This window comes from Gammaproteobacteria bacterium (assembly GCA_013816845.1).
Classification (GTDB): domain Bacteria; phylum Pseudomonadota; class Gammaproteobacteria; order DSM-16500; family DSM-16500; genus Aquicella.
In genome coordinates this window covers 50,327-71,988 of record JACDDU010000003.1, presented here as the reverse complement: position 1 = coordinate 71,988, position 21,662 = coordinate 50,327, and the positions used below count along the sequence as shown (strand labels likewise).

22 protein-coding genes are annotated in these 21,662 nt (G+C 41.4%); 10 read left to right on the top strand and 12 right to left on the bottom strand.

Features of this window, described 5'->3' with window-relative positions; translation table 11 throughout:
• Window positions 1–84: 84 nt before the first annotated feature.
• From H0W64_06180 to H0W64_06170, 3 genes are read right to left on the bottom strand one after another with little or no spacing between them, the layout of a single operon-like run.
• Window positions 85–1,347 carry an MFS transporter gene (locus tag H0W64_06180; protein MBA3661294.1) on the bottom strand — a complete coding sequence of 421 codons (1,263 nt, stop codon included), beginning with the start codon at window positions 1,345–1,347 and terminating at the stop codon, window positions 85–87.
• Window positions 1,344–1,580: a hypothetical protein gene (locus H0W64_06175; GenBank protein ID MBA3661293.1), complete on the bottom strand. Its 237-nt coding sequence runs from the start codon at window positions 1,578–1,580 to the stop codon at window positions 1,344–1,346. Before H0W64_06175 ends, H0W64_06180 begins: the two co-directional genes overlap by 4 nt.
• A gap of 9 nt (window positions 1,581–1,589) precedes the next feature.
• Window positions 1,590–1,787 (bottom strand): hypothetical protein, encoded by a 198-nt coding sequence (locus H0W64_06170; protein MBA3661292.1) that lies wholly within the window; start codon window positions 1,785–1,787, stop codon window positions 1,590–1,592.
• 169 nt (window positions 1,788–1,956) lie between these two features.
• Between H0W64_06170 and dacB the strand changes: the two genes are divergently transcribed.
• A complete protein-coding gene (dacB, locus tag H0W64_06165) occupies window positions 1,957–3,465 on the top strand; it encodes a D-alanyl-D-alanine carboxypeptidase/D-alanyl-D-alanine-endopeptidase (GenBank protein MBA3661291.1) in 1,509 nt (502 codons plus the stop codon).
• Between the two features lie 3 nt (window positions 3,466–3,468).
• Here dacB and ubiB read toward each other — a convergent pair whose 3' ends face one another.
• The 4 genes from ubiB to H0W64_06145 are packed head-to-tail and all read right to left on the bottom strand — an operon-like array spanning window position 3,469 to window position 7,308.
• Complete coding sequence (gene ubiB / locus H0W64_06160) at window positions 3,469–5,043, bottom strand: ubiquinone biosynthesis regulatory protein kinase UbiB (protein ID MBA3661290.1); 1,575 nt, start codon at window positions 5,041–5,043, stop codon at window positions 3,469–3,471.
• Window positions 5,040–5,672 (bottom strand): SCP2 sterol-binding domain-containing protein, encoded by a 633-nt coding sequence (locus H0W64_06155; protein ID MBA3661289.1) that lies wholly within the window; start codon window positions 5,670–5,672, stop codon window positions 5,040–5,042. The genes ubiB and H0W64_06155 overlap by 4 nt, the downstream gene beginning before the upstream one ends.
• On the bottom strand, window positions 5,672–6,430 hold the full coding sequence (ubiE, locus tag H0W64_06150; GenBank protein MBA3661288.1) for a bifunctional demethylmenaquinone methyltransferase/2-methoxy-6-polyprenyl-1,4-benzoquinol methylase UbiE: 759 nt from the start codon (window positions 6,428–6,430) through the stop codon (window positions 5,672–5,674). Before ubiE ends, H0W64_06155 begins: the two co-directional genes overlap by 1 nt.
• Before the next feature lie 17 nt (window positions 6,431–6,447).
• The gene (locus tag H0W64_06145; GenBank protein MBA3661287.1) at window positions 6,448–7,308 is read right to left on the bottom strand and encodes a UbiA family prenyltransferase; all 861 of its coding nucleotides are present in this window, start codon (window positions 7,306–7,308) and stop codon (window positions 6,448–6,450) included.
• Between the two features lie 180 nt (window positions 7,309–7,488).
• Between H0W64_06145 and H0W64_06140 the strand changes: the two genes are divergently transcribed.
• Complete coding sequence (locus H0W64_06140) at window positions 7,489–8,766, top strand: hypothetical protein (protein ID MBA3661286.1); 1,278 nt, start codon at window positions 7,489–7,491, stop codon at window positions 8,764–8,766.
• Here the strand turns inward: H0W64_06140 and H0W64_06135 are convergent.
• The 3 genes from H0W64_06135 to mnmG are packed head-to-tail and all read right to left on the bottom strand — an operon-like array spanning window position 8,678 to window position 11,992.
• Window positions 8,678–9,448: a ParA family protein gene (locus tag H0W64_06135; protein ID MBA3661285.1), complete on the bottom strand. Its 771-nt coding sequence runs from the start codon at window positions 9,446–9,448 to the stop codon at window positions 8,678–8,680. The genes H0W64_06140 and H0W64_06135 overlap by 89 nt on opposite strands.
• A 38-nt stretch (window positions 9,449–9,486) precedes the next feature.
• A complete protein-coding gene (gene rsmG, locus H0W64_06130) occupies window positions 9,487–10,119 on the bottom strand; it encodes a 16S rRNA (guanine(527)-N(7))-methyltransferase RsmG (GenBank protein MBA3661284.1) in 633 nt (210 codons plus the stop codon).
• Window positions 10,100–11,992, bottom strand: coding sequence for a tRNA uridine-5-carboxymethylaminomethyl(34) synthesis enzyme MnmG (mnmG, locus tag H0W64_06125; GenBank protein ID MBA3661283.1), 1,893 nt, complete (start codon window positions 11,990–11,992; stop codon window positions 10,100–10,102). The genes rsmG and mnmG overlap by 20 nt, the downstream gene beginning before the upstream one ends.
• 134 nt (window positions 11,993–12,126) lie before the next feature.
• On the opposite strand from mnmG, the gene H0W64_06120 reads away from it, so the two are divergent.
• On the top strand, window positions 12,127–13,341 hold the full coding sequence (locus H0W64_06120) for an FAD-dependent oxidoreductase (GenBank protein ID MBA3661282.1): 1,215 nt from the start codon (window positions 12,127–12,129) through the stop codon (window positions 13,339–13,341).
• Window positions 13,313–14,077, top strand: a complete 765-nt coding sequence (locus tag H0W64_06115) for an aldo/keto reductase (protein ID MBA3661281.1) — start codon at window positions 13,313–13,315, stop codon at window positions 14,075–14,077. Before H0W64_06120 ends, H0W64_06115 begins: the two co-directional genes overlap by 29 nt.
• Before the next feature lie 188 nt (window positions 14,078–14,265).
• Here the strand turns inward: H0W64_06115 and H0W64_06110 are convergent, their stop codons facing one another.
• Window positions 14,266–15,744: a nicotinate phosphoribosyltransferase gene (locus H0W64_06110; protein MBA3661280.1), complete on the bottom strand. Its 1,479-nt coding sequence runs from the start codon at window positions 15,742–15,744 to the stop codon at window positions 14,266–14,268.
• A 125-nt stretch (window positions 15,745–15,869) separates the two neighbouring features.
• Here H0W64_06110 and H0W64_06105 point away from each other — a divergent pair, with 125 nt between their 5' ends.
• Genes H0W64_06105 through H0W64_06095 form a run of 3 tightly spaced genes read left to right on the top strand, consistent with a single transcriptional unit; the run spans window position 15,870 to window position 17,925 of the window.
• Window positions 15,870–16,319: a sel1 repeat family protein gene (locus H0W64_06105; GenBank protein MBA3661279.1), complete on the top strand. Its 450-nt coding sequence runs from the start codon at window positions 15,870–15,872 to the stop codon at window positions 16,317–16,319.
• Complete coding sequence (rsmA, locus tag H0W64_06100) at window positions 16,319–17,113, top strand: 16S rRNA (adenine(1518)-N(6)/adenine(1519)-N(6))-dimethyltransferase RsmA (GenBank protein ID MBA3661278.1); 795 nt, start codon at window positions 16,319–16,321, stop codon at window positions 17,111–17,113. Before H0W64_06105 ends, rsmA begins: the two co-directional genes overlap by 1 nt.
• 2 nt (window positions 17,114–17,115) lie before the next feature.
• Complete coding sequence (locus tag H0W64_06095) at window positions 17,116–17,925, top strand: symmetrical bis(5'-nucleosyl)-tetraphosphatase (protein MBA3661277.1); 810 nt, start codon at window positions 17,116–17,118, stop codon at window positions 17,923–17,925.
• Here the strand turns inward: H0W64_06095 and H0W64_06090 are convergent.
• Window positions 17,922–18,434, bottom strand: coding sequence for a dihydrofolate reductase (locus tag H0W64_06090; protein ID MBA3661276.1), 513 nt, complete (start codon window positions 18,432–18,434; stop codon window positions 17,922–17,924). The genes H0W64_06095 and H0W64_06090 overlap by 4 nt on opposite strands.
• 49 nt (window positions 18,435–18,483) lie before the next feature.
• On the opposite strand from H0W64_06090, the gene H0W64_06085 reads away from it, so the two are divergent.
• From H0W64_06085 to H0W64_06075, 3 genes are read left to right on the top strand one after another with little or no spacing between them, the layout of a single operon-like run.
• Window positions 18,484–19,053, top strand: coding sequence for a UPF0149 family protein (locus tag H0W64_06085; GenBank protein MBA3661275.1), 570 nt, complete (start codon window positions 18,484–18,486; stop codon window positions 19,051–19,053).
• Between the two features lie 17 nt (window positions 19,054–19,070).
• Window positions 19,071–20,384: a Xaa-Pro aminopeptidase gene (gene pepP / locus H0W64_06080; GenBank protein ID MBA3661274.1), complete on the top strand. Its 1,314-nt coding sequence runs from the start codon at window positions 19,071–19,073 to the stop codon at window positions 20,382–20,384.
• Window positions 20,385–20,442: 58 nt separating this feature from the next.
• Window positions 20,443–21,657: an FAD-dependent monooxygenase gene (locus H0W64_06075; protein ID MBA3661273.1), complete on the top strand. Its 1,215-nt coding sequence runs from the start codon at window positions 20,443–20,445 to the stop codon at window positions 21,655–21,657.
• Window positions 21,658–21,662 lie beyond the last annotated feature (5 nt).

The window sequence follows — 21,662 nt, the reverse complement described above, 5'->3', positions numbered from 1 at the left end:
GCGTTAAGGTGATTGGGTTTGCAAAGACAGCCCCAATTTTTAAGCTATGCCATTATTTATCTTTTACTAAAAGTACTAAGGGTGTCAATTCATTGTGCTCTGAATGGTGCTTGGGAGTAAATTTTTGCCAAAATTCGCATGAAGTAGCAGGAAGGCGCTAATTGCGAAGCAGGGAGCAATCGCAAGGGGAAGCAAGGGATGAATGCTGAGAAGTAACCCGCCAAAGAATCCCGTGAAGGCCCAGGTGGCGCTCACCACGACAAATCCAACGCCCATCACCTTTCCCTGTTTTTCCGCAGGTATTATGTTTGAATAAAGTGCGGTTAAGCATGTATAGGCAATTACGTCACCAGCTGCTACTGGGAAAGCACTTAACCAGATTAATAATTTCGGACCATGCCAAAGGCATATACCTAAAGTGAATAAAATTCCCAAGGATACGAGCGTCGTTGCCAAGAAAAGCATAAGGCGAATTGAGCAAAATCTGTGCAATATTTTCAAGCCCAGACCGGTGGTTAAGGCTAACCAAAAGGCAATCATACCAATAAATTCACCGAGTTCTGCTGAGTTAAAGTGGTAGCGTGTTTTTAATAAGGGGGGGATAAATTGATAATAAGTACTCCAGCTGGCTTGAATGAGTAAAAGAAGGAGCGAAATTTGTAAAATTCCAGGGTGAGTCAAAACGGCTTTAAAAGCTGCAAAACGATCCTTTGAAGCTTTAAAAGACTGACGCGAAACATTGGTTTCTGGCATTTTCCTTATCACAATTAAAGTGTTGATCGCTGCAAGACTTGCCCCAACAAAAAAAGGTAAGGCGAAATTAAGAGTGGGAAAGGCGTAGCGGATGGCAAAGTAGCCACCTAGGAAAGGACCAATAGCGGCCCCCACTGAAATAGCGAATTGTAAATAACCCATATATATAATTTTTTGGTGCGGTAAAACGGTATCGCCAATGATTGCGAGCGCTGTCGGGTTGGCGCGGACAAAAGCCCCTTTGATTACGAAACCAAGCAGCACTAATAAAAGCGCTCCGAAATAGATGCCAAGTCCTACAATGAAGGTAAAAAGACAAGCGCTAAAAACTTCAATGATAAGGATTTTTTTTCGCCCCCACTCGTCAGATAACGTACTAAGCAAGGGCGCAAAAAATAAATTGATGAGGTTAGGCAGTGAAATGCATAAGCCATACCACATACTGCGCGCGGCATAAGAAGTTTCCGGCAGAAACAAACGGCTGTGGGGATCAAAAAATATCAGCGTTATTAAGGGAAAGGTGATGGTGAGGTAGGTTTGGTCGAGAAAAATGATAAACAATAAAGCGCGAATAGGGGATGACTTCGCGATCATAATTCCTTCCAATCATCGGAATCAATGGTGCGCGGGGGGCGAGGCGACTTTAGTTTAACCACCGCTTTGGGCGGAAAAAATTTCTGTTTAAGCCATGCAAGGGAAAAAAGCACAAAGCCGACAATTGCGCCAATAAAAAATAAATAAGCTAAGAGGAAAATGCCAAAAGCAAGTGCTACTAGGGCTACGCCAATGAAAATAAAAGGAATGAGTTGACTAAAAAATCGTCGCATAAAAAATCCTTAAAACTTGCCCCACAATTTTTTGGGCGGCGCTGCGGGGATTGGATTGTCGCGGCATTTAAAAATGCGTTGATACTTTTCTACCTCTTTTTGTTGCGATTTCGAGGGAGTCGGAAAACGATGTGCAAGCTGCGCCAGAAATTGATCCAGCTCGCTAATATAATAAGATAAATTGAGCCATTTTTTGATGAAAGACATTAAGCTGTCCCCGCCTAAAAAAGAGTTCGAGAGTATAGCACACAACTAAAAATGGCAGTGAAAATTAAATTGATAAAATGAGCTAGCAACTGATTAAACAAAAGAACAAAATAAAAGTAAACGGATTTCACCATCTGTATAATAAAATCACAGGGCGCAGGGAGATTTAATGAGAATTGTCTGCCTTTTTCTCAGCATAGGGATTGTTCTACTTAGCAGCTGCAATCTCACATTTGCAAAAGAACGCATTACCAAAAAAACCACTGTGACAAAAAAAGTTGTTTATAAAGTATTCCATTGGGGGCCGAGTTTTTTAAACGGCGCTTCACGACTCACCACTGAACTCAATGAAATTGTGCGAGCTCCAGGCGCGACGGCAACTATTTCAGTTTTTGTAAAGTCGATGAAATCGGGAGAAGTGCTTTATACCCGTAACATTCATTCGCCTATGACTCCTGCTAGCACCCTTAAAGTGTTAACCGCAGAAGCTGCCCTTATTTACCTTGGTCCCCAATATCGATTTGCCACCCAACTGCTGACTGATGCAAAAGATGTAAAAAAAGGCGTGTTGCAGGGTAACCTCTACATCGCTTTAAGCGGTGATCCAACCCTAACGTATAATGATTTAGTTAATTTATTATTAGCTCTTAAAAGCCACCATGTTTCTGCTATTTCGGGCAATGTGTACATTGATCAAACTGCGTATGATCAACGTGTTTATGGGCCGGGTTGGGACGTTAAAGATAAACAATATTGTTATGCTGCTCCAATTAGTGCAAGCATCATTAATCGAAATTGTTTGGCCTTTAAAATTGAACCCGCAAAGCTTGTTGGTAAAAGTGCGCAAGTGGTTACCTATCCAAAATATTTTTATCCAACCATAAAGAATAGCGTCGTCACAAAAAATAATCGCATCAAAAATTGTGCGCTGCATTTAACGACCACACCCGATAAAGTGATTAATGTTGGCGGCTGCATGCCCAAAGGTCCTTATGCATGGGGCGTTAGTTATGTGATTACTGATGTAAATGAATATAATCGTTCGCTTTTTAAAAATTTACTCATCCGCCTTGGTGTTCGCGTCCAAGGTACAGTAGGCTTTAATACCGCACCCAAACGATTATCCTTAATTTCTCAACACGCTTCAGAACCTCTAACGACTATGATTAATGAAATGTTAAAAAAATCGGATAATGTGATTGCGGGTGCTCTGTTTAAAAAGATTGGTCAACTTTATTCTAAAAAACCTGGAAGTTGGGAAAACGGTGGCTTAGCAGTTTCGCAAATTCTTGCCAAGCATACTGGAATGAAGCCGGCAGGATTACGTGCAATAGATGGCTCTGGCATCTCGCCTCAAAACGTCATGTCAAGTGCACAAATGATGCAAGTTTTAGATTATGCTTTTCACCATACTGCAACCAGTGCAGAATTTATTACTGCATTACCCGTGGCTGGTGTTGATGGAACGTTAAAACATCGTATGGGTAATATTGCTCGTAAAGTTCGCGCTAAAACTGGAACCATTTCAGGTGTTGTAAGTCTTGCGGGCTATGCAATCAGCGCTGATAACGAACCGCTCGCTTTTGTCATCATCGTCAATGGACCCAAAGGTCTGTCTTGGCAGTATCGAGGTATGGAAGATCAAATCGTAACAGCCCTAACGCGATATAAACGTTAATTTTTAAGTGAAGTGGAGAAGATATCCAATCGCGACGCCAGCTAAAGCAATCGTTGCACCATAGAGCATGTATGCCATTTTATGCGGCGTTGGCGGAGGCGTCAGTTGATAGGCATCGGTGGTGAGCATAAACCGTGCGCGTTCTTGCTGTTGTTTCTTTTCACTCAAAACTTCATGTAATAAAGAGGGTAAGGCAGGCAATTGTTCAGACCATAAGGGAAGTTGATCCCGAACTCGTTTAAAAAAAGCTTTGGTGCCAATTTGTTTTTTTAACCATTTTTCAATTTGCGGGGCAGCACAACCCCATAAATCTAAATCTGGCGCAAGCTGGCGACTCAAACCTTCAATGTTTAATAATGTTTTTTGGAGAAGAATCAATTGGGGTTGAATATTGATATGAAAACGACGTGCGACTTGAAAGAGTCGCAAAAGTAATTGGCCAAAAGAAATATCACGCAGCGGTTGCTCAAAAATCGGTTCTGATACGGAGCGAATGGCGCCTTCAAATTGATCGATTCGCGTATCCGGCGGTAGCCAACCACATGCAATATGAAGTTCCGCAACCCGTTGATAATCTCGCTTGAAAAAAGCGATCATGTTCTCGGCTAAATATCGCTGATCTTTATGACTCAATGATCCGACAATGCCAAAATCAACGGTAATAAACAGGGGATTTTCTTTATCTTCAATCGAAACAAATAAATTACCAGGATGTAAGTCAGCATGAAAAAAACTATCTCGGAAAATTTGAGTGAAAAAAATCTCAATGCCACGCTCGGCAAGTTTTTTCATATCGACACCGGTTTCTTTAATCCGTTTAATGTCATGAATTGGAATGCCGTAAATTCTTTCCATGACTAAAACATTGGCGCGACAATAATCCCAATAAATTTTTGGAACATATAAAAGTGGACTATCCACAAAATTACGGCGTAACTGCGTCGCGTTGGCGCCTTCACGTGTTAAATCAAGCTCGTCATAAAGCGTTTGAGCAACTTCCGTTACAATCTCACGGGGTTTAAAATGACGGGCGCGATTCCAATAGCGTTCAGCGAGCGTTGCTATGGTAAACAGTAAATCAATATCACGATCAATAGATTTTCGAATGCCAGGACGAAGTACTTTAATGACCACATCTTCGCCATGCCTTAGTCGTGCAGCGTGGACTTGTGCAATTGAGGCTGAAGCCAATGCTTCTTTATCAAATTCGCTAAAAGCAACATCGATGGGGCACCCCAATGATTCTTCTATTAATGCCTTAGCTTGGCCACCCGGAAAAGGTGGAACACGATCTTGTAATTTGGCAAGCTCGATTGCAATGTCATCGGGTATTAAATCGCGTCGGGTGGAGATGATTTGACCCACTTTAACAAAAATAGGACCTAAGTCTTCAAGTGCACGACGAATACGCTCGCCCCGTGGAAGTTTTTGACTAAAGCGCCAAAAGAAAGGATTAAACAAGACCATGAAGCGAATAGGGTAAAACCAATGCGTACCCAAAACGAGTTCATCAATATTGTAACGAGCTAAAATATAATTAATTCTTATTAAACGAAATAAACGGGTGAATACTTTCATGAGGCATTCTCATCAGCGGGACGACTTGAGGCAAGAAGTTTAATTTTTGCTTCAAGCCGATCAGTAGCCATGCGTAATTCATCAATGTCATGAAATAGATCATCAAGGGCTAGGCGGGTGGGAAACCACAAAGCTTCTTCTTGAACATAATCTTTGATGTCTGCAGTAAGGGCCACATTAATATTTTGAATGGTTTGACGAATTTCTTTCCAAGTTTGTTGGAGATGATAAGCTGGAACATCGCCAATGACTCGGGAAAGATGTTCTGTCCAATCAATATCGAGTGCGTCAAATAAATGCACGACTTGCTGGCCGACCTCTGCATTCCCCGTCATTTTTAAATCTTCTGAAAAAAAACGATGGCGGGTTTCGCGCGCTAAGAACATTGCCATCATTTGTAAAGGTGTGCCGGAAATAGTTGTATCTGGAGTCAATGCTGAACCTTTTTCAATATGCACACCCGTGTCATCAAAAATACATTGAAAAGTAAAATGAAGGGGCAATAACGTTATAGTAATAACTCTCCCTTGTAGATGGTTCAACCGTTGTTCAGATTCATTATCTAAACGCAAAAGCTTATTAATTCCATCCGTTACTTTATTCAGCAGGACATCGGAGAAATTAATCATTAATATTTTTTCCCTTGATGAAGTGCAACAATTCCACCATTTAAATTGAAGTACTTAACATCATCAAAATGGGCCTGTTGCATTAATGTTTTTAAAGCGTCTTGATCAGGGTGCATGCGAATGGATTCAACCAAATACTGATAACTTGCGCGGTCCTTGACAATGAATTCACCCAATTTAGGAATGATATTGAAGGAATAAAAATCATAAACTTTATTTAATAATGCGGAATGTGGTTTTGAAAATTCTAAAATAAGTAATTGGCCACCTGGCTTTAAGATGCGATAAAACTCACTTAAGGCAGCCGGTTTATCAACAACATTGCGTAAGCCGAAGGCAATAGTGATGCAATCGAAGTAATCGTCTAAAAAAGGCAAAGCTTCAACCGTTGCTTGAACGTATTCAATGGAAGTTTGCATCCCACCATTAATGAATTGATCTCGGCCCTGATTCAACATGGGTCCATTAATATCGGTTGCAATGACAATGCCCTGCGGGCCTACTTTTTTGGCCAGTCGAAACGCTAAATCGCCCGTCCCAGATGCTGCATCAAGCACACGCTGACCCCAACGAATATTTGCAACATTGACAGCAAAACGTTTCCATTGGCGATGTAACCCAAACGACATGAGATCATTCATTAAATCGTATTTAGGGGCAACGGAGGCAAACACTTCAGTGACCAAATTAGTTTTTTCGTCTTCTGAAACACGGCGAAAACCGAAATGCGTTTGTTTGTCTTTAGGTTGATGATCCATGCGTTTCACTCGTGAAATTAGGTAAGCATTATACTGATTAAACAGGTTAGAGTTAATAAATGGGTGATAAAAAACGGAACTTCATGAAAAGTTCTTGTGGTAACGAGCGCAATTTGTACAATGCAAAGTCCAGCGAGGGTAAGCCATAAGCAGGGGGCTGTTTTGGAAAGAAAAAAGAAAGTGAATGTGTAAGTTAGCATTAAACTGAGACCAATCAAAAGTTTGCAATTTCTTTGCCCCAGCACCAGAGGCAATGTTTTAATGTTTCCCTGCCAATCACCCTTAACATCATTAAGATCGATAAGAGAAGCTGAAAGCGTCACGCCAAGAAGAAAGAATGGGGTAATAATCGCTGGAAATAGCGCGAGATTAGGTTGCACTAAAAGAAAGCCTGCTAAGAATAGAATATAAGTGTTCACAGCAAGAATAGCTTTTGAAATGAACAAAAACCTTTTTAAACGCAAAGGTGGTGTGGAATAGCCATGATAAAGGGCCATAACAATCAAGATGGCGTAGGTCGTTGTGTGGCTGCAAGCACATGCAAATGCTAATGATATTATAAAAGCAACATAGCTAATCCCGAGGTAATGGTTAAGTGCAATAGCCTGTTTTTGTAAAGGTCGGTGCGGATGGTTAACGGCGTCAATGGCAACGTCGGCAATGTTATTGTGGATAATCGCAAATAAAGCAGCAAACACCAGACTTATTCCGAAACAAAGGAGAGGAAGCGCTAACTCATAATAATACGTCAAAGACTCAGGATATAAGTGTATACCTAAAGCGACGCCTAGAAGGACCATCCACATATAATGCGCAATTTTAAGCCAACGCATGTCAGCTATGAGCACTGTAATACAATGTGGAATGAAACATCGCATGCTATAAGGTCCTCTTTGCTATTGATTATTTTTATTGACGCAAGAAAGTGATTAGCGACGCGGCGTAGCTCGGAGAAGGCTTGCAAAGCAATGCGACTTCATGTTGCGTCAGGAAAGTGCCGATGATAGATCAAATTACGCAGTACCCTCATATAAGATTATTGAGCAAATAGGTTAATCATGCAGATTTTAAAAAATATAATTACAAAATGCGAGCAAGCACCTACCTCTTTATTACATTGTTATGTCATTTTTTTATCAGCCGTTATTTTGCGTAACTTTATTGAGTGTTTTTCACAGCGCGTTAATCATTTTAATTTGCCAGCCAATTTGCTTGGGCTTGAATTACTGCACTTCACGTTTTTTTATCATGTCATGTTCATTTTGTTTTTGTTAGTGTTTCGTATTTCAACAAAATGTTCGTCGCTCCACATTATTCGCATGATGGCAGCTACCGTTTTTATTATTTTATTAGCACCGATTATTGATTTGATCGTCACGCAAGGGGAAGGATATAACCTTACTTATATCAACGTTATTCATCATGACAATTTACTTCGCGCTTATTTTACTTATGCAATGGATGTGCAAGGAATTTCGCCAGGCATCAAAATTGAAATTATAATATTGCTTGCACTTAGTTTTTTGTATTTACGCAATCAACAGGTCACAGTGTTAGGCAGTTTATTTTGCATTGTCGTTTTATACTCAATCATTTTTTTCTGCGGCATTGCACCTTTTTTATTTGGGAAATTAATCACCGCAGTAGGATATAGCTATCAATTTAGCAATGATTTGATGATTCATTATTATCTTTTTTTATTTTTTTTATTAATCATGGGGTTGAGTAATTATCTCTTCCCTGCCTTTACGTTATGGGTTAAAAGGCCTGCTTTATTATTTTTTCTTTTAAGTGGATTTTTATTGATCGGTATAGCATTGGGCTTGTATACGAGTAGTTTGAGCGTAAAACAGCAGTTCGATTTTTATCCCGCTATTTTAAGTAATACCTTACTCCTCATGATCAGTTTATTTTTTTTGGCGCATTTTACGTATGCGCTACGCGCTCATAAAAATCAAGACGCTATAGCCTATACTTTACTTGCTATGATTTATGTATCAGTAAGTAATGTAAAGTTAACTTTTCTTTTGATTGTTACGCTCGCGTGTTTAGGATTGAGCATTTGGTATAATCGGTTAGCAGGCATGATATTAGGTTGTGTTGGCTTTGTTCTTATGTTATTGGGTTATCTTCTTATCCATGAAAATGTTTACTTATTTCCGAAAGAATTAATGGGGATAAGTGGTGTGATTGCAATCGTTGCGACTGCAATCAATACCTATCGATTAAAATGTTTAGATAAGGTCGCTATTCCGCACCCGCTGCCCGTCGTAGAATCTCACCCGCTAAAGCAAGGTAAGCAATTGCACCTTGAGATTTTTCATCGTAATGAATAACGGGAATGCCATGGCTGGGCGCTTCTGCCAAACGAACATTGCGAGGAATAACGGTGCGATAAACTTGTTCTTTGAAATGTTCTAACAATTCTTTGGAAACATCCAAAGCTAATCGATTCCGCCCATCGTACATCGTGCGTAACAAACCTTCGATATGTAAATGTTCGTTAATCGTGGTACGTATTTGGTCGACTGTACTCAGTAAACCCCGCAAGCCTTCTAATGCAAAATATTCACATTGAATCGGAATTAAAACAGAATGGGCTGCGACCAATGCATTAACGGTTAGAATGCTAAGTGAAGGCGGACAATCAATTAAAATATAATCATAGTTTGATACAATCGGCGCTAAAATATTTTTTAATCGAAATTCTCTATCTTTTTCTTGCAGCATTTGCATCTCGGCAACAATTAATTCTTGATTCGTTGCTAAAACATCAAAACCGCTCGTGGAGCGTAATATAGCTGTTTGCACATCAATTTCACGACATAGCACTTGATTAATCGTGTATTGAATGGCGTCTTTACCTAAACCACTTCCCACGGTTGCGTTACCTTGCGGATCTAAATCTAACAGCATGACATTGCGTTTCATGGCAGCAAATGATGCGGCTAAGTTAATACTCGTCGTAGTTTTGCCAACACCTCCCTTTTGGTTGGCTATCGCGATTATTTTTCCCACACTGCCTCCTTTAAAAAACGTGACATTGCAATCCTTGGTCAACGCTTCTTAGTAAAAGATAAAATATGCCGTTCAACATCTCGACCGGAAATCGAAACGGCTGAAGATTGCATTAAAACAAATTCATCGGATATGTTCGTTAACTCTTCTTGAGTGATGCGCGCTTTCATTGCGATGAATCGACCATCTGGACCAAGTAGATGACTAGTCCAAGTTAAGAAATTATTCAAATCTGTAAAAGCACGTGCAAGGATAGTATCAAAACCGAGCGCTGGATGAAAATCTTGCACGCGAGCACATTGTACTTCCACATTGGTTAAGCCGAGTTCTGCAATAACTTGCACTAAAAACCGACTCTTTTTGCTATTCTTCTCAAGCAATACCCATTTTTTTGCAGGCTCCATAATTGCGAGCGGTATGCCCGGCAAACCTGCACCACTACCAATGTCAATTAAACGCGTCCCGTGCAAGAAGGGCAAGAGCGTTAAACTATCGATGAGATGTAAGTCAATCATTTCGCGCGAATCGAGAATGGCAGTGAGGTTAACGATGCGATGCCATTTGGTGATAAGTTCTAAATGCGCTATCCATTGCTCGCGCTGTTTCTCACTCGCTTGAATGCCATTTTTAAGTAAAATGGTTGGAAGCAAATCACGCAGCTGAGGTAACATGTTTATTCTTTTTTAAATAAATCAAAATTAAAGAGATGCCAGAAGGAGTCATGCCGGGAATGCGTGAAGCATGTCCTAGCGTTTCTGGTTTAACTAATGCCAATTTTTGTTTAATTTCTGTCGATAATCCACTAATAATTTCATACGGAAAATCAGCAGGAATTTTTAACGTCTCTTGACGCACGCATTTGGCAATTTCTTCTTCTTGACGCGTAATATAACCTGCGTATTTTGCTCGAATTTCAATTTGTGAGGCTGCTTGCTGACAAGTTACACCAGGACCAAATTCTTCTACTTGCATCAAGCTTGCATAACTGATCTCGGGTCGTCGTAACAAATCTAATAAACGGTATTCGCGTGCAAGGGGTTGCTGAAGCAGCGGTGCAATTTTATTTGCACCCATTGTATGAGGGTGAACAAACGTGGCATGTAAGCGTTGCTCTTCTTGCTCGATTGCTTCTCGTTTCTTTTCAAAGTATTGCCAACGGGTCTCATCAACTAAACCTAATTCATAACCTTTGGGTGTCAAACGAAGATCAGCATTATCTTCGCGAAGTAATAATCGATATTCAGCGCGACTTGTAAACATCCGATAAGGCTCTGTCGTGCCTCGCGTAATTAAGTCATCAATCAAGACACCAATATAAGCTTCATCGCGTCTCGGTGACCAGGATGGTAAATTTTGGCTGAAGCGAGCTGCATTTAATCCTGCAATTAAACCTTGCGCAGCAGCTTCTTCATAGCCGGTTGTGCCATTGATTTGGCCTGCAAAAAAAAGGCCAGGGATCGCTTTGGTTTCAAGCGACATTTTTAATCCACGCGGATCAAAATAATCATATTCAATCGCATAGCCCGGCCGGGTAAGGTGAGCTTGTTCAAAGCCATGAATCGTGCGAATAAATGCAACTTGGCTTGCAAAGGGTAAGCTTGTTGAAATTCCATTGGGATAGAATTCGGTCGTCGTCAATCCTTCTGGCTCAACAAAAATTTGGTGCGTATTTTTTTCAGCAAAACGTACGACTTTATCTTCAATGGAAGGGCAATAGCGCGGGCCTGTACTTTCAATTTGGCCCGTGTAAAGCGGCGAATCTTTTAAAGACGCACGAATCAACTCATGCGTTTTTTCATTGGTGTGGGTAATGTAGCAAGGGACTTGTTGGGGATGTTCCTCCCTATTCCCCAAGAATGAAAAAACGGGAGTAGGTTCATCGCCAGGTTGGGAAGCAAGCACAGCAAAATTAATACTTCTACCGTCAATGCGCGGTGGTGTGCCCGTTTTTAGTCGTCCGACAGGCAAATTTAATTCACGTAATTTTAAAGCGAGACGCTGGGCGGGCATGTCCCCGGCGCGACCGGCTGCATACGTTTGCGGGCCAATATGAATTTTGCCGTCGAGAAACGTGCCCGCGGTCAATACAATCGCTTTACTATAAAATGTTAAACCCATTTGCGTGATCACGCCTGCAACCTGATTGCTCTCTAAGAGAATGTCATCCACAGCTTGTTGAAAAAGCCAAAGATTGGGCTGATTTTCTAAATGAGACCGTATGGCTTGTTTATAAAGAAGCCGATCGGCTTGCGCGCGCGTAGCTTGCACCGCGGGTCCCTTGCTGGCGTTCAGAATACGAAAATGAATGCCTGCGAGATCGATGGCTTTAGCCATTACACCACCGAGAGCGTCAATTTCTTTCACAAGATGACCTTTGCCAATGCCGCCGATGGCCGGGTTACATGACATCTGCCCAAGCGTTTCAATGTTGTGGGTAAGTAATAAAGTACTGGCGCCCGTACGGGCCGCGGCAAGGGCTGCTTCCGTTCCGGCGTGACCGCCCCCCACTACAATTACATCAAATCGATTTAAAACATTTGTCATCAGGTCACTGCACTTTCGGTGAAAGGGATATATCATACCGTCCTCGCGCCAAAATATTTAGGGATATTTAATCAATCCTGGCACAAATATGCCCAAATATGAAAAAATTATGATCAATAGAAGGTAGGGGTAGCATGACAGCAACAGCAACGGTAGATATCGCCATTTTTGGGGGGGGCGTTGCGGGCTTATGGACATTGAATCGTCTTCGCAAGCTAGGCTTAACCGCGGTTTTGTTTGAGACGCATTTGTTGGGCGGAGCGCAAACTCAGCATTCCCAGGGCATTATTCATGGCGGGATGAAGTATGCATTGCAAGGTATCCTCACTCAAGATGCGAAGGCCCTCGCTTCCATGCCTGATCGATTTCATGCTTGTTTAGCAGGCGTTGGCGAAATTGATTTAAGTGATGTGAGCGTGCTATCCGACCGACAATACTTATGGTCGACCAATAGGTTCACGGGAAAATTAACGGGATTTATGGCGCAAACTGCTTTGCGTGGCCAAGTGGAACGTTTACAACCTGCAGATTACCCCACGGTCTTTCAAGATTCTGCATTTAAGGGTGAAGTTTATGCACTCGCCGAAACTGTGCTTGATGTACCAAGCCTTGTCGCTCAGCTCAGTTGCGACCAACCGGTCTATAAAATTGATGCATTCGGTCAGGAAGCTTTTCAGTTTGATCAAGGGCATTTACGGGGCATGTTATTGAAGTCAAGTGAGCAAACGTTACAGGTGCAGGCTCAATCTTATATTTTCACGGCGGGAGCGGGCAATGAAAAGATCTTGGCAGCGTTGCCAGAAAAAAAAGTTACCATGCAACGTAGACCGCTACACATGGTATTGGTCAAAATGCCTTTTCAACATGCGATTTTTGGGCATTGTTTAGGAATCGGCGCTCGCCCCCGCATGACTATAACGAGTCATCGTTTACCAAGTGGCGAATGGTGTTGGTATTTGGGAGGCAATATTGCAGAAGAGGGCGTTAAGCACACCCGTGAAGCTCAAATTCTTTTAGCGCGAAAAGAATTGCAAACGCTTTTTCCGTGGCTTGATTTTTCCGGTGCAGAATTTGCAACCCTTACAATCGATCGTGCTGAAGCCAAACATCCGCAGGGTTTAAAACCTGAATCTTCTTCCGTTGAATGCATGAATAATATTATTTTAGGGTGGCCCACAAAACTCGTTTTGGCACCCAATCTTGCGGATGAAGTAATTGCTTATCTCAACTCCCAATCAATTCAGCCGCGACCAACGTGCCTTGCTCCACTTTTTCATTGGCCTAGAGCTAATCAGGCTAAACCCATAGGAGAGATGTACTTTGCAAAAACGTCGCTTAGGTCAAACTGATATCGAAGTAAGCGTGCTGGGTTTAGGCACGGTTAAATTTGGACGAAATGAAGGTGTTAAATATCCACAACATTTTACTTTGCCCAGGGATGATGAAATCAAAAATTTATTAAGTGCGTCGTTAGAGGTGGGTATTAATTTATTAGATACTGCACCAGCATATGGAAGCAGTGAAGCGCGTCTGGGTAAGTTGCTCAAAACCAATCGTTCAAAATGGGTTATTTGCACGAAGGTTGGGGAGCGTTTTGAAAAGGGTCGTTCTGAATTTGATTTTACTGAAGCGGGCATGATTAAAAGCGTCGAAGAGAGTTTGAAAAAATTGCAAACTGATTATCTTGATATTTTATTAATTCACTCCTCAGGCGATGATATTAAAATTATCGAAGAAGATCGCGTCTTTGACACCCTCATGAAGTTGAAAGCATTAGGCAAAATTCGTGCTTATGGTTTTTCATCAAAAACTATTGTGGGTGGATTACGGGCGTTAAGCGTAGGAGACGTGGTGATGGTTACGCATAATTTAGCTAGTCAAGCAGAGCAAGAGGTTATTGATGAAGCGAGGCGGACGCAAAAAGGCATTTTTATTAAGAAGGCTTTTAATAGCGGTCATTTAGATGCTAAAACTTCGCTGCAATTTGCGTTACAAACACAAGGCGTCACCAGTGTCATTATAGGGACGATTAATCCTCTGCATTTAAAAGAAAATGCGCAAGTTGCTCTTGCCATTGAGTCATAAGATACATTAGACGTGCAGCTTTGTTACCAATCATTGAAGACCAAGATGGAGTGTTGTTTTGATGATTATCATAGGTTCCATTCAATCTATATTTTATTAGCCTACTAAGAAATTAAAAGGGTTAATGTAGTTGATCCTAGCCTATTAATATTGAAAGAACCTCGATCAAGTAATAAAACCCATTGGCTTTATTTTGATGATGAGCTCTCATTCAACCTGCGTTTTTTTATCAAAGTTTGTTTTAAGCAATGTAGATTTTTTTCTAATCCCACCAGATAAGTTTGCTCACCCACATTACTTTCAAAAATATCCATTTCATTTTTTGCCTCATGACGAATGGTGTGAATAGAGCGCGGTGCATTGATTAATTGACCATTGCGAAAGAGTGGACTTAAGAGATCGACAAAGCCATCTACATCATTTAGATGTTTTAAAGTTTGATCTGTATCGAATAAAATTGCATCCGGTGTGTCAGAAATACCGAGATTTAAATCATAAATGACATCAATGAAATATTTTTCATTATAAAAAAAACGCCGAACTTGATGACGTCCGGGATTTGAAATTTTAATGTCTTGTTCTGATAATTTTAATTTATATAGCCATTCTCCCTGTTTATTTTGCAAGGCAGATAACTTGTAAACGCCATCGAGCGCGGGTTGATCGTAGGCGGTCGTGAGGTTGGTTCCTACACCCCAAGCATTAATTTTTGCGCCTTGTTCTTTGAGGCTCTTGATCACGTACTCATCCAAAGTATTACTTGCCAAAATAGTCGTTTCAGTAAAACCTGCTGCATCAAGTAAATTGCGTGCTTTAATACTTAAGTCAGCCAAATCGCCTGAATCTAAGCGAATACCGATTAAATCATCACCATTTGCTCGTAATTTTTGACCGACTTGAATGGCATTTTTAACACCCTGTAACGTGTTATACGTATCGACAAGTAATACGCAATTTTGCGGTAGGACATCAGCATAAGCAGTGAATGATGATAATTCATCGTCAAACGCGCTCACCCAACTATGAGCATGAGTACCGCGCACGGGAATGTCGTAAAGTTTTCCCGCGAGCGTATTGGATGTTGCACATGTCCCACCAATGTAGGCAGCGCGGCTTGCAGAGAGTGCACCATCCGGACCTTGTGCACGACGCATGCCAAATTCAATGACAGGATGAGGTGCTGCTGCACGACACACCCGCGTTGCCTTAGTGGCGATCAAAGTTTGAAAATTAATAATATTTAATAGCGGCGTTTCTAGAAGTTGACATTGGAGCAAGGGACCTTCGATTCGTAAAATAGGTGCATGCGGAAAGGCAAGGGTGCCCTCTGGCATCGCATCAATATCACATTGAAATCGCATTTTACTAAGGTAGTCGAGAAAATCTTGAGGGAACAAAGGCTCGCCCGCATGGGTTTGCAAAGATGCAAGATAATCAATATCACTTGCTTCAAATTGCCAAGATTGCAAGAAATCAATGACGCTTCCCAAACCACACGTTAAGGCATAATTCCCTTGAAAAGGGCTTTTTCTGAAGAGAAGATGAAAGACTGCTCGATCTTCATGTTGTTTCAAACGCCAGTAACCATAAGCCATGGTGAGTTGGTAAAAGTCAGTTAGAAGCGGTGTATAGGTTGTAAAACTCACTTTTTTATCCTCGTATATCATCTGTGTGTCGGGCGTCTCAATGGAGCTCTATTTGTCTGATATAACTCCACTGGCACGCTTATCGTTTTCAATCGCACCCTGTCCCATTATAATGGCTATCTCAACTTCATGAAGAAGGTTTCGCTATGACGATGCAACGGCTGCTATTTTTATTTGGATTATCGGTATTGTTGGCTGGGTGTTCAACTGGAAGATTAGGTTCTGAATATTTTGCGGGTGAAAACAATAGTGATATGGGTGTGCGTTATTTACTAGGACGCGGTGTGCCCCAAGACAACGAAAAAGCATTTTACTATTTTAATCGTGCAGCAGGCAGCGATGACGCTTTTGCGCAAAATGAGCTGGGTTACCTTTACGCAGCCGGGAAAGGAACACCGCGCGATTATGGCAAAGCTTTGTACTATTACCAAAAGGCAGCTAACCATGGTCTAGCCAGTGCGCAATATAGTTTGGGTCAAATGTATCTCTATGGATTAGGCACGCCGGTGAATAAAGGTCTTGCATTAAATTGGTTCCAAAAATCAGCGAACAATGGTTTCGCTCCCGCAAAAACGATGCTTGCGCGTTTACGCTGATGCCAGAACCCCGGAAACGTTTTGGTCAACATTTCTTATGTGATAAAAATGTCATTGCACGAATCGTGAATGCGTTACACATTAAACCCACTGAACACCTTGTGGAAATTGGCCCCGGACAAGGGGCCTTAACGACAGCTGTGTTGCAGCAAACTAAACAATTGGATGCTATAGAGCTTGATTATGATTTAATTCCTGCACTGCAAGATCGTGCTCATCGGTATGGGGATTTAGTCATTCATCAAGCGGATGCTTTGACTTTTAATTTTCGTCAATTGAAAATAGACGCGCGAATGTTACGGGTTTTTGGTAATCTTCCTTATAACATTTCAACGCCCCTTATTTTTCATTTATTAAATTCAGCCGATGTCATTGGCGATATGCTTTTTATGTTGCAAAAAGAAGTTGCTGAACGTTTGGTTGCGCAAGCTAATGATGAACACTATGGTCGATTAAGTATCATGGTGCAGTATCGTTGCCAAGGTGAAATCTTGTTTGACATTGGCCCTGAAGCTTTTTATCCACCACCCAAAGTACAATCAAGTATTGTGCGGTTAGTGCCATATCGTGAATTACCCTATCCAGCCCAAGATTTTAAATTGTTTACTACGGTTGTACGCGAAGCCTTTAATTTACGCCGCAAGACGTTACGCAATAGTTTGAAACATATTGTCCCCGCAATAGTATGGGAGACAGTCGGTATTGCCTCTGATTTGCGTCCGGAAACTTTATCGATGCAACAATTTGTCCTGCTTAGCAATGCCATTAGCATGGTAAAAGCACAAGGCCAATAATCATGTCGACGTATGCCATTGGCGATGTACAGGGATGTTATCAACCCTTACAAAAACTACTTGAGAAAATTAATTTCAATCCAGATACGGATACACTTTGGTTTGCCGGCGATTTAGTGAACCGAGGTCCTGAATCGCAAGCAGTATTAGAATTTATTTATGGTTTAGGTAAGCGTCATATTGTGACACTTGGAAACCATGATTTATATTTAATGGCCCGAGGTTTTGCACGCAAAGAAAAACAACCTTTCGATACGCTTGATAGCTTAATGCAAGCCAAAATATTTCCAGATTTATTGGAATGGCTTCGCCACCTTCCCCTTTTGCACCATGATCAACACTTAGGTTTTATCATGACGCATGCAGGTGTTGCTCCATTATGGGATTTGACGCAAGCTAAAAAATTGGCGCATGAAGTTGAGGAAAATTTACAAGGTTCTCAATTCAAAACATACTTAGCGCAAATGTATGGCGACACACCAGCCCTGTGGCAAGATAATTTACAAGGCATGGCGCGCTGGCGCTGTATCATTAATTATTTTACGCGCATGCGCTATTGTTATGCAGATGGGAGTCTTAACTTTAATTTCAAGGGACGCCCCGATCAAAAGCCTGCTGATTTAATTCCTTGGTTTGAATTGCCCACGCGCGTCCCGCTTGCCGGCCAATTAATTTTTGGTCATTGGGCTGCATTGAATGGTGAAGTCAGCATTCCTCATTTATTTCCCTTGGACACAGGTTGCGTTTGGGGCAAGTGTTTAACGGCTCTTCGCTTGGAAGACCGGCAAATTTTTCAAGTTAATTGCAGTTAACTTATCCCTTTTTTTTCTAACGTTAAGAATGAATAGGGATATGCATTTTTCTCATCAGCTTTGCAATCTTCTCGATTTAAAACCTGCCATTCTTGCATGTTCAATGGTGGAAAATAGGCATCACCTGTAGGCGCGTGGTGCACTAAGGTTAGATAAAGACGATGCGTGAGGGGAAGCGTTTGCTCATAAAGTTCAGCACCTCCAATCATAAAAATTTCTTTATTGAAACGACCTGCATAGTCTAGGGCTTGTGGAATTGATGAAAAAACCTCACAATCGCCTGCACTAAAATCAGGATCGCGCGAAAGTACAATATTCGTACGATTGGGTAAAGGTTTTCCGATGGCAGCAAAAGTTTTGCGGCCCATGAGGACAATATGCCCCGCGGTCAGATTTTTGAAGTGCTTCAAATCAGAAGGTAAATGCCAAGGTAATTGATTATGGTTACCGATAACACGGTTTTCACCCATGGCAACAATGGCTGAAAGATAAGGATTGGTATTTTTCATCGTCGTTGTTTTCGTTTATTATGATTCATTTTATACCTTGGTAGGGCCCATGAAAGATAAACTTTCCCCTCATTATAATGATGTAAGTGACATCCTCAACCAAACCACCCTTAAATTGCATCCTTCTCAAGTTCATGGGTTGATTTGCGGTATTTTATGTGGCGACCCTCATGCTGATCATCCCGCTTGGCAAACCTTAGTCGCAGGAGAAGAAGCCTCGCCGCAAACGCATCAAGTTCTACAAAAGCTTTATGACATGAGTGCGCATGAACTCCAAGAATTTTTACTTGAATTTCAATTACTGCTGCCAGATGAGGAAGAAAATTTACGAGAACGTGCTGAAGCTTTAACGCTATGGTGCCAGGGATTTTTAACTGGATTAAAAATAGCTGACGTCAAAATAATTGGGCGTGAAGCAAGTGACGCGACAGAAGCTATTAACGATATTATTGAAATTGCTAAAATGAATTATGAAGATGTGGTGGCAAGCGAGGAAGATGAAGTAGCTTTTACAGAACTCATTGAGTATGTACGAATGGCTATCATCTTACTTTATCAAGATTTGCACGAAAGTTCAGTTCAAGCTGAAGCGCTCGATACGAATAAACATTTGCATTAACTTGGGAGAGTGGTGGAATGATTTCAATGAATGAATATGCCAAACGCCGTAAAGCACTCATGCAGGAAGTTGGCGATCGTGCCATTGTCATTCTTCATTCAGCTCCAGAAATTTCACGTAATGGCGATGCACTTTACGATTTTCGTCAGAATAGTGATTTTTATTATCTCACTGGGTTTGAAGAGCCAGAAGCTGTCCTTGTTCTTGCTCCACACCGTGCCGAAGGCGAATATATTTTATTTAATCGCCAGCGTAATAAAGATAAAGAAATATGGCACGGTCCGCGTGCTGGACAAGATGGTGCGTGTTCACATTTCTTAGCTAATCAATCTTTTCCAATTGAACAATTTGAAGAACTTTTGCCTGAGCTCTTAAGTGATAGAGAAAGTATTCATTATCCTATTGGTCAAAATGAAATATTAGATCAAATCATTCTGCGAGCGATGAATGAAATCAAAGCCAAAATACGCGGTGGCATGGAATTTCCTACCACTTTTGTTGATGTGGGTCCATCGCTTCATGAAATGCGCTTATTTAAAACCCCGCAGGAAATAAAATTGATGCAACGTGCGGTGGATATTTCCCATGAAGGACATGTTCGCGCCATGAAAGCATGTAAGCCCGCTATGCATGAATATGAATTGGAAGCGGAATTTAGATATGCCTGCTTTCGTCAAGGCGCGCGTTCCACTGCTTATAGTTCCATTGTAGGCGCGGGTAAAAATAGTTGTGTTTTACATTATGTTAGTAACAATAATAAAATTGAAAATGGCGATTTAATTTTAATTGATGCTGGCGCTGAATATCAAAATTATGCTTCAGATATAACACGTACTTTTCCAGCCAATGGTCAGTTTACAAAAGAGCAGCGGCAAATTTATGAGTTAGTCCTTGCGTCTCAATTGGCTGCGATCAAAACTATTAAACCCGGCGAATCTTTCTTAGCAGCACAACATACGATCGTTGAAATCTTAACAGCAGGCTTAGTTGAATTGGGGCTGTTAAAAGGAGATGTCGAAGAATTGATTGAGCAGCAAGCATATTTTCCTTTCTACATGCACCGCTCGGGACATTGGTTAGGATTAGATGTTCATGATGTTGGACGATACAAAATTAACAATAAATGGCGAACTTTAGAGCCTGGCATGGTGTTGACGGTTGAGCCCGGTCTCTATATTGCAGCAGACTCTGGTGCGCCTAAACGCTTCCATAATATTGGCGTGCGCATTGAAGATAATGTCTTAGTTACTGAGGCTGGACATACCGTCTTAAGTCAAGCCATCCCTAAAACCATTGAAGAAATTGAAGCAATCATGGCAGGTGCTGGATAAACTGGATCTGCAAGCTTTAGTCTCCTCATTATTAAATCAGCTAACGAAGGTTTTAAACATGCAGCATGATTTAATCATTGTCGGCGGTGGCTTAGTAGGTTTAAGCCTTGCGCTCGCCTTGCGTGGTACACCTTACTCCATTGGTCTCATCGAACGTCAATCTCCGCAGTTGCAAGATGCTCGATTATTTGCATTAAATCATGCAAGCGTTACCTTTTTAAAAACCTTAAACGTTTGGGATTCCGTGGCGCAAGAGGCTGCACCTATTCACGAAGTGCATGTTTCACGCAAAGGTCATTTTGGCAGCGTTCGATTATCCCGTAATGATTTAAAGCTGGATACATTGGGCTATCTTATCCCTGCACGACATATTGAAAAGGCATTAAATGAAGTTATTTTGAAATTATCTCATTGCACAGTTTATCGCCCAGCCACTGTGCAAACGATAGCGCGACAAGCTGAAAACATTACTTTGCACTGTAAAGCAGAAGAGGGTGAAAAAGTTTTGCGCGGCACTTGCTTGATTGGTGCAGATGGAAGTGATTCGGTAGTGCGTGGCATGATGCATATTCAAACGGAAGAAAAAGTCTTACAACAAATCGCAATAGTCACACACATCTATTTATCCAAACCTCATCAGTTTGTAGCATTTGAACGATTTACAAATGATGGCACTTTAGCCCTATTACCGATGAAGGCGACGAAAGAGGATGAAGCATTAGCGAGATTTCCCGTCGCGACGATTTTGACCACGAGTAAGAATGAAGCGCAGCAACTTTTAGACATGTCAGAAGAAAATTTTCGTCAGGCATTGCAGGAGGCTTTTGGCTTTAGATTAGGTAAATTTATCCATACCGGAATGCGTTTTACTTATCCTTTACGTCACCTCCGGGCTGAGCAAACCAACTTGTCGAATGTTATTTTGCTGGGGAATGCGGCTCATACAATTTCACCTGTTGCGGCCCAAGGTTTCAACCTTGCTTTATGGGAAGTAGCTTGTCTTGCTAAAATGCTCAAGGAACATGACCATCATCCTCATGATCTCGCAACGTTGGCCCCGCAATTTAACCAATACATTGCCAAGCATCAATCCACCGCGATTAATTTTACCGCACGCTTAACCGATATGGTTCATGGACCGCTCCATCAATGGACACCTTCGGTCCTGTCAATTGGAATGGTCGCTTTTAATTTACTCCCACCGCTTAAACGTCGTTTCTTAAAACAAATGATGGGAATCTCTTCGTTTTTATCCGCAGCTAATCACAGGTAATATTT